The 325-nt window shown below is 61.5% G+C and carries 1 protein-coding gene; it reads right to left on the reverse strand.

What is annotated here, in order from left to right:
- A partial coding sequence (locus B9T16_RS29645) for a SulP family inorganic anion transporter (RefSeq protein ID WP_410246489.1) occupies window positions 1-217 on the reverse strand: 217 nt, incomplete at its 3' end.
- Window positions 218-325 lie beyond the last annotated feature (108 nt).

Genomic DNA, 325 nt, shown 5'->3' on the forward strand with positions numbered 1-325 from the left:
CCAGCGCCGCCGAACTGCCAAGCAGCGCATAGATCGCCAGCGGCAGCAATGCACCGTAAAGCCCGGCCTGCGGTGGCAGCCCGGCCAGCAGCGCATAGGCCATGCCTTGCGGGATCAGCATGACGGTCACCACCAGGGCGGCAACAAGATCACCCGAAAGATCGCTGCGGGTATAGCGCGGCGCCCAATCGAGCAGCGGAAGGCGGTAGGATGGCATGGCGGACCCCTGGATTGCGGCACGGTCCGGACGGCCGTGGCGTTCAGGGTCTATATACGACGCGGATTATATATTGCAAGTTTTGAATATGTATATCCTGCTGTTCAG

Source organism: Arthrospira sp. PCC 8006, from assembly GCF_046480465.1.
GTDB lineage: Bacteria > Cyanobacteriota > Cyanobacteriia > Cyanobacteriales > Microcoleaceae > Limnospira > Limnospira platensis.